5 protein-coding genes are annotated in these 7,132 nt (G+C 73.5%); 2 read left to right on the top strand and 3 right to left on the bottom strand.

Annotated elements, in window-relative coordinates:
* Positions 1 to 7: 7 nt before the first annotated feature.
* Entirely contained in the window at positions 8 to 4,003 is a 3,996-nt protein-coding gene (gene hrpA / locus ABD52_RS35020) for an ATP-dependent RNA helicase HrpA (RefSeq protein ID WP_047894554.1), read from the bottom strand.
* A 140-nt stretch (positions 4,004 to 4,143) separates the two neighbouring features.
* Here hrpA and ABD52_RS35015 point away from each other — a divergent pair, with 140 nt between their 5' ends.
* Positions 4,144 to 4,617, top strand: a complete 474-nt coding sequence (locus ABD52_RS35015; RefSeq protein WP_013285334.1) for a cytidine deaminase — start codon at positions 4,144 to 4,146, stop codon at positions 4,615 to 4,617.
* 35 nt (positions 4,618 to 4,652) lie between these two features.
* Here the strand turns inward: ABD52_RS35015 and ABD52_RS35010 are convergent, their stop codons facing one another.
* Together ABD52_RS35010 and ABD52_RS35005 are read right to left on the bottom strand one after the other, a co-directional pair.
* Positions 4,653 to 5,012 (bottom strand): YciI family protein, encoded by a 360-nt coding sequence (locus ABD52_RS35010; protein WP_013285335.1) that lies wholly within the window; start codon positions 5,010 to 5,012, stop codon positions 4,653 to 4,655.
* A gap of 4 nt (positions 5,013 to 5,016) precedes the next feature.
* Positions 5,017 to 5,949 (bottom strand): MerR family transcriptional regulator, encoded by a 933-nt coding sequence (locus tag ABD52_RS35005; RefSeq protein ID WP_047894553.1) that lies wholly within the window; start codon positions 5,947 to 5,949, stop codon positions 5,017 to 5,019.
* A gap of 119 nt (positions 5,950 to 6,068) precedes the next feature.
* Between ABD52_RS35005 and ABD52_RS35000 the strand changes: the two genes are divergently transcribed.
* On the top strand, positions 6,069 to 7,115 hold the full coding sequence (locus ABD52_RS35000) for an iron ABC transporter permease (RefSeq protein ID WP_013285337.1): 1,047 nt from the start codon (positions 6,069 to 6,071) through the stop codon (positions 7,113 to 7,115).
* Positions 7,116 to 7,132 lie beyond the last annotated feature (17 nt).

The raw sequence follows: 7,132 nt of genomic DNA, 5'->3' as shown, positions 1-7,132 counted from the left end.
GGGTGGGTCAGCGGGCCTCGGCGTCGTCCATGGCTCGGTAGATTCGCTGCTCCGAGACGGGGTAGGGGGTTCCCAGGGCCTGGGCGAAGACGTTCACCCGCAGCTCCTCGATCATCCAGCGGATCTGGCGGACCGCCGCCGAGGCACGTCGCGGCGGGGGCAGCGCGGCCAGCATGTCCTGGTACTCCTTCTGCACCACGGCGACGCGGTCCTGCTGCTGCTTGTCCCGCTGCGGGTTGCCCGGCAACCGGTCCAGCCGCCGCTCGATCGCGGTCAGGTAGCGCAGCAGGTCGGGCAGGCGCGCGTACCCCGTCTCGGTGATGAAACCCTTGTGCACCAGGCCGGTTAGCTGGTTGCGGATGTCGGCCAGCGCGGCCACCACGGCGAGGTTGCGGGTGGCGCCGAGCCGCTGCTCCACCGCGTACGCGGAAGCGAGCACCCGGCGTACCCGCTCCATCACCTCGACCACGGTGTCCACCAGGTCGGCGCGGACCCTGTCGCGCAGTGCGGCGAAGCCCTCGGCGTCCCAGGCCGGGCCGCCCGCGTCGCCGATCAGCTTGTCGATCGCCGCGCCGGCCGCGTCCTCGATCAGCTCCGGCACGCTGCCGTGCGGGTTGCGGGACAGCGCCAGCTTCGCCTCGTTGCTCAGCCGCCCCTGGAGGAACTTCGCCGGTGACGGCATCGTCAGCCGCAGCAGCCGCCGGGTGCCCGCCCAGTGCGCGGCCTCCTGCTCGGCGGCGGAGTCGAACACCTTCACCCCGACCGTCGCGCCCTCGTCCACCAGCGCCGGGTACGCGGTCACCGCGAAGCCTGCGCGTACCTGCTCGATGGTGCGCGGCAGCGCGCCGATCGACCACTCGGTCAGCCCGGCCCGGGCCACGTCGGGCGCGGCGGCGGCCACGACCTGGCGTACCTCCTGGCGCAGCTCGCGTTGCAGCGCCGGCAGGTCCTTGCCCTCGGCGACCGGCTTGTCGTCGTCGCCGAGCACCCGGAACGTGACCCGCAGGTGCGGCGGCAGCCTGCCGAGGTCCCACGCGTCGGCCGGGACCGTCACCCCGGTCATCCGGCGCAGCTGCCGGGTCAGCGCGGCCAGCAGCGGCTCCTCGCCCGGTGTGATCGCGGCGAGCGCGGCGCGCGCGTAGTCGGGCACCGGGACGAAGTTGCGCCGTACCGGCTTGGGCAGCGACCGGATCAGCGCGATCACCAGTTCCTCGCGCAGCCCCGGCACCTGCCAGTCGAAGCTCTCCGCCGGCACCTGGTTGAGCAGCGGCAGCGGGATGTCCACTGTGACGCCGTCGGTGGGCGCGGTCGGGTCGAACGTGTACGTCAGCGGCAGCGTCACGCCGTCGGCCCGCCACTGGTCCGGGAAGTCCTCCTCGTCCACCCCGCCCCGGCCGTCGTTGACGAGCAGCTCGCGGGTGAACGTGAGCAGGTCGGGCTGCTCCCGGCGGGTCTTCTTCCACCACGAGTCGAAGTGCCGTCCGGAGACCACGTCGGCGGGGATCCGCTGGTCGTAGAAGGCGAAGATGGTCTCGTCGTCGACCAGGATGTCGCGGCGCCGGGCCCGGTTCTCCAGCTCCTCGATCTCGGTCAGCAGCTTCTGGTTGTCCCGCCAGAACTGGTGGTGGGTCTGCCAGTCGCCCTCGACCAGGGCGTGCCTGATGAACAGCTCCCGGCTCAGACCTGCGTCGATCCGCCCGAAGTTCACCTTGCGGGAGGTGACGATCGGGATGCCGTACAGCGTGACCTTCTCGTAGGCCATCACCGCGGCCTGCTTCTTCTCCCAGTGCGGCTCGCTGTAGCTGCGCTTCACCAGGTGCTGGGCCAGCGGCTCGACCCACTCCGGCTCGACCCGCCCGGCCACCCGCCCCCACAGCCGGGACGTCTCCACCAGCTCGGCCGCCATCACCCAGCGCGGCGGCTTCCTGAACAGCACCGACCCGGGGAAGATCGCGAACTTCGCGCCCCGAGCGCCCAGGTATTCGTGCTTCTGCGCGTCCTTGAGGCCGAGGTGCGACAGCAGGCCGGGCAGCAGCGACTGGTGCACCTTCGGGGTGTCGATCTCCTCCGGCAGGTCGGCGCCGGCGCCGCGCCGGCCCTCACCCTTGTCGGAGGTACGCAGCACCTGGCGCAACTGGCTGACGATGTCCTGCCACTCGCGTACCCGGAGGTAGTTGAGGTATTCGGCCTTGCACATCCGGCGGAACGCGCTGGACGACAGCTCCCGCTGCTTCTCCCGCAGGTAGCGCCACAGGTTCAGGTACGCGACGAAATCGGACTCCTTGTCGGCGAACCGGGCGTGCGCCTGGTCGGCCTGGGCCTGCTTGTCGGCCGGGCGTTCCCGCGGATCCTGGATGGACAGCGCGGCGGCGATCACCACGACCTCGGTGGCGCAGCCGTTGCGCTCGCCCTCGAGGACCATCCGGGCCAGCCGGGGGTCGACCGGGAGCTGGGCCAGCCGCCGGCCCAGCGCGGTGAGCCGCTTCGCCGGGTCGGTCTCGGCCGGGTCGAGCGCACCCAGCTCGTGCAGCAGGTTCACGCCGTCGGTGACGTTGCGCCGGTCCGGCGGGTCGATGAACGGGAACGCCGCGACGTCGCCGAGCCCGATCGAGGTCATCTGGAGGATGACCGAGGCCAGGTTGGTCCGCAGGATCTCCGGGTCGGTGAACTCGGGGCGGGAGTCGAAGTCCTGCTCGTCGTAGAGGCGGATGCAGATGCCGTCCGAGGTACGCCCGCAGCGGCCCTTGCGCTGGTTGGCGCTGGCCTGCGAGACCGGCTCGATCGGCAGCCGCTGCACCTTGAGCCGGCTGGAGTAGCGGGAGATCCGGGCGGTGCCCGGGTCCACCACGTACTTGATGCCGGGCACCGTCAGCGAGGTCTCCGCGACGTTCGTGGCCAGCACCACCCGGCGGTTGGAGTGCGCGGCGAAGACCCGGTGCTGCTCGGCGGTGGACAGCCGGGCGTACAGCGGCAGGATCTCGGTGCCGAGCAGCGACCGCTTGGACTGCACCAGCTTGCCCAGCGCGTCGGCGGTGTCGCGGATCTCCCGCTCGCCGCTGAGGAACACCAGGATGTCGCCGGGCCCCTCGGCGGCCAGTTCCTCGACCGCGTCGCCGATGGCCTGGATCTGGTCCCGGACGTTCTCCTCGTCGGCCTCGTCCTCCTCGTCGGCCTCGGTGACCTCGACCAGCGGCCGGTAGCGGACCTCCACCGGGTACGTGCGCCCGGACACCTCGACCACCGGCGCCGGGTTGCCCTCGGCGTCGGCGAAGTGTTTCGCGAACCGGTCGGTCTCGATGGTGGCCGAGGTGATGACGACCTTGAGGTCGGGCCGTCGGGGCAGGAGCTGCCTGAGATAGCCGAGGATGAAGTCGATGTTGAGGCTGCGCTCGTGCGCCTCGTCGATGATCAGCGTGTCGTACTGCCGCAGCATCCGGTCGGTCTGCAACTCGGCCAGCAGGATGCCGTCGGTCATCAGCTTGACCAGACTGTTGTCGCCCACCTGATCGGTGAAGCGCACCTTGTAGCCGACCACGTCGCCCAGCTCGGTGCCGAGTTCGTCGGCGATCCGGTCGGCGACGGTGCGGGCCGCCAGCCGTCGGGGCTGGGTGTGCCCGATCAGGCCGGTGATCCCGCGCCCCAGCTCCAGGCAGATCTTGGGGAGCTGGGTCGTCTTCCCGGAGCCGGTCTCACCGGCCACGATCACCACCTGGTGGTCGCGGATCGCGGCGGCGATGTCGTCCTTGCGCTCGCTGACCGGCAACTGCGGCGGGTAGGTGATCGCCGGGACGGCCGCGCGGCGCGACTCCAGCCGCGCCTCGGCCCCTGTCACCTCGGCCGCGATCTCGGCCAGCGCCGCCTCCCGCCGCTGCGGGTCGCGCAGCCGGCGCACGCCGTCGAGCCGCCGCTGGATCCGGCGCTGATCGCGGAACATCAGGGGGGCGAGGCGGCGGTGCAGGTCGCGGGCGGTCTCAGGGGCGGCGGGTACGGCTGGATTCTGCATGTCGTCGCCAAGGATAGGCAGCCGCGCGGCGGACCGCCCCCGGGTTACCGGCGCTGGGCGTGCCCTCCCTGGTGCGGCCGTCCCCGCCGGATAAAGTTGCCGCCGACGAGGCCGACGGACGAGGCCGACGAGGGGCGGGGATGATCATGCGGGACACCGACCGGGCGCTCGTGCAGGCCGCCACCGCCGTCGCGAAGCTGCGCTGCCGCAGCGACAACCACACAGTCGCCGCCGCCGTACGCAGCACCGACGGCCGGGTGTTCAGCGGCGTGAACGTCTACCACTTCACCGGCGGCCCGTGCGCCGAGGTGGTCGCACTCGGCGCCGCCGCGACCCAGGGCGCGGGCGAACTGGAGGCGATCGTCGCGGTGGGGGACCGCGGCCGGGGCGTCCTCCCGCCGTGCGGACGCTGCCGTCAGGTGCTGCTCGACTACTTCCCGTCGATCAAGGTGATCGTCGGCCCGCCCGACGGGCTGCGCGCGATCCCGATCACCGACCTGCTGCCCGAGACGTACGTCTGGGCCGACCAGCAGGTCGAGGTGCCGGTGGCCGCCCGCGCCGGGGTGTGGCCGACGCCTGTGGTGCCGGGCAGCCGGCAGGCCCCGGAGGACTGACCGCGCCCCGCCCCGGGCGCTGCCGGCCGCGACACTCAGTCGCCGGCCGCTGCCTCCAGCATCGAGCGGGGGACCGGCACCTGCTCGAAGCGGACCTGGCCCTCCGGCACCATCCAGCTGCTGACCTGCGCGACGAGTCGTCCCGCGCGGACCGCCGGGTCGTTCGCGTACAGCTCACGGGCCATCTGCGGGTCCACCGACAGCACCACGAAACCGCGGACACGCCCGTCGTCGCCGTCCAGGAACGGCCCCGCCGCCAGCACCGCGCCCTGCTCCACCAGCCCGGCCTGGTGCGCCAGGTGCGCGTCCTGGATCCGGTCGAGGGCGTCCTGCGGCAGGTCCGGCGCGTCGTCCGGGCGGACCAGGAGCACCACCGTGTGCCTGTCGAATCGCATGTCCTCAGGCTAGGTGCTGCCGGGCGCGCAGTGCCCGGATCGACCAGTCCAGCACCGGCGCCAGGCTCTCGGCCGGTGGCCACCCGTTGACCACGGAGAGCAGCTCCAGGTACCGCTCCCGGCGAGGGTCGCTCGCGGTCCGCAACCGGTCCAGCATCCGCCGGCGCAGGTCGGCGTCGTCCGAGCGGCCGCAGAGCCGCGCGTACCGGCCCGCCGCCCGGGCCAGGATCGGATCGGCCTCCGGCGCGGCCGGCTCGATGCCGTCGGCGAGCGCCGGGGCCACCTCCTCCCGGACCACGGCGACCACGTCCCGGCGTACGCCCTCGGCGCCTTCCCGGTCCGCCGCGTGCTGCTCGGCCAGCCGGCGCAGCCCGGCCCGGAATCCTGGGTCCAGGGCCAGCTCGGCCAGCTCCACCCACGCCTCGATCTGGCCGTCGTCCGGATCGTCGGGCAGTTCCGGCGTGAGCGACCGCCTGATCCCCGCGAACCCCGGATCGGTCAGGCCGCCGAACGCCGCGTCGAGGAACTCGTCGACCAGCCGCCGCCGCTCCCGCGCGGCCAGGCAGGCCAGCCGGTGCAGCAGGTCGGCCTCGGACGGGGAGGCCCCGCGCCGGGCGATCACTGTCAGCACCGCGCGGCGTGACCGCAGCAGGCGGATCTGCGCGGTCAACGCGTCCGCGTGCGCCGAGGCGACCTCGGCCAGGCTGACCTCCCGCGCCACCACCCGGCGCACGGTGGGCAGGTCCACGCCCAGCTCGCGCAACGTCCGTACCAGGTCGAGCCGGGCCACCGCCGCCGCGTCGTAGCGGCGGTGGCCGGCCGGTCCCCGGTCGGTGGGCGGCACGATGCCGCGGTCGGACCAGAACCGGATGGTCTTCACCGGCAGCCCGGTCCGCCGGGCCAGGTCACCGATCGAGTAGCGCTCCGCACCGTCCATGCGCCCACCATCGCGCCTCCCCCCGGTGGAGGCGCAACCCCATCGACAGTGCCCGCTTAGGTACGCCTTACCAGGTCAGCTAAGGTAAGGCGCACCTAATCGGAAGGCGAAGCCCCCTCGTGACCACCGTCGCCGTCCGGCCCGCGCGGGCCGGGACTCCCGTCCGCCGCGGCACCGTCCGCCGCGTCGCGGTCACCGTGGCGGCGGCGCTCCTGCTCCTGCTGGCGCTGCTGGCCAGCCTCGCGCTCGGCAGCCGCCATCTCCCCGTCGACCAGGTGTGGCACGCGCTCGTGTCCCCGGACGGCGGAGACGCCACCACAGTGGTCCGGGAACTGCGGCTGCCGCGTACCGCCCTCGGGCTCGTCGTCGGCCTGGCGCTGGCGCTGGCCGGGGTGCTGTTCCAGGCGGTGACCCGCAACCCGCTGGCCGAGCCGCGCATCCTCGGCATCAGCGCCGGGGCGTCGTTCGGTGTGGTGCTGGCCATCGCCGTGTTCGGGGTGGGCACGCTCGCCGGGTACGTCTGGTTCGGCATCGCCGGCGCGCTGCTCGCCGGGCTGCTCGTGTTCGCCATCGCCAACCGCACCCGCGAGGGCGCCAGCCCGGTCACCCTCGCGCTCGTCGGCGCGGCCCTCGACGCCGGTCTCGGCGCCATCGTGTACGCGCTGCTCAGCATTGACGCCCGCACGTTCGAGGAGTACCGCTTCTGGGTGGTCGGCGGGCTGACCGGCCGGGGCGTCGGCGTGGCCGGGCAGGTGCTGCCGTTCGTGGTGGCCGGGGTGCTGCTGGCCGCGCTGGCCGCCCGCGGTCTGGACGCGCTCGCCCTCGGCGACGACGTGGCCCGGGGACTCGGGCACCGGGTCGCACTGGTCCGGCTCGCCGCCGGGGCCGGTGGCGTGCTGCTCACCGGTGCTGCGGTGGCCGCCGCCGGGCCGATCGCCTTCGTCGGGCTGGCCGTGCCGCACCTGGCCCGGGCGCTGGTGGGCGCGGACCAGCGGTGGACGCTCCTGGTCGCCGCGCTGCTCGGCCCCGCGCTGCTGCTCGCCGCCGACGTGGCCGGCCGCCTCGTCGCCCCGCCCGGCGAGATCCCGGCCGGCATCATCACCGCCCTGCTCGGCGCCCCGCTCCTGGCCTTCCTGGTCCACCGAGCCAAGACGGTGACGACATGACCACCCCCGCTCCCACC

Source organism: Micromonospora sp. RV43 (assembly GCF_001029515.1).
Classification (GTDB): domain Bacteria; phylum Actinomycetota; class Actinomycetes; order Mycobacteriales; family Micromonosporaceae; genus Micromonospora; species Micromonospora aurantiaca.
The sequence above is the reverse complement of the archived record's forward strand: the minus strand, read 5'-3'. Positions and strand labels throughout refer to the sequence as shown.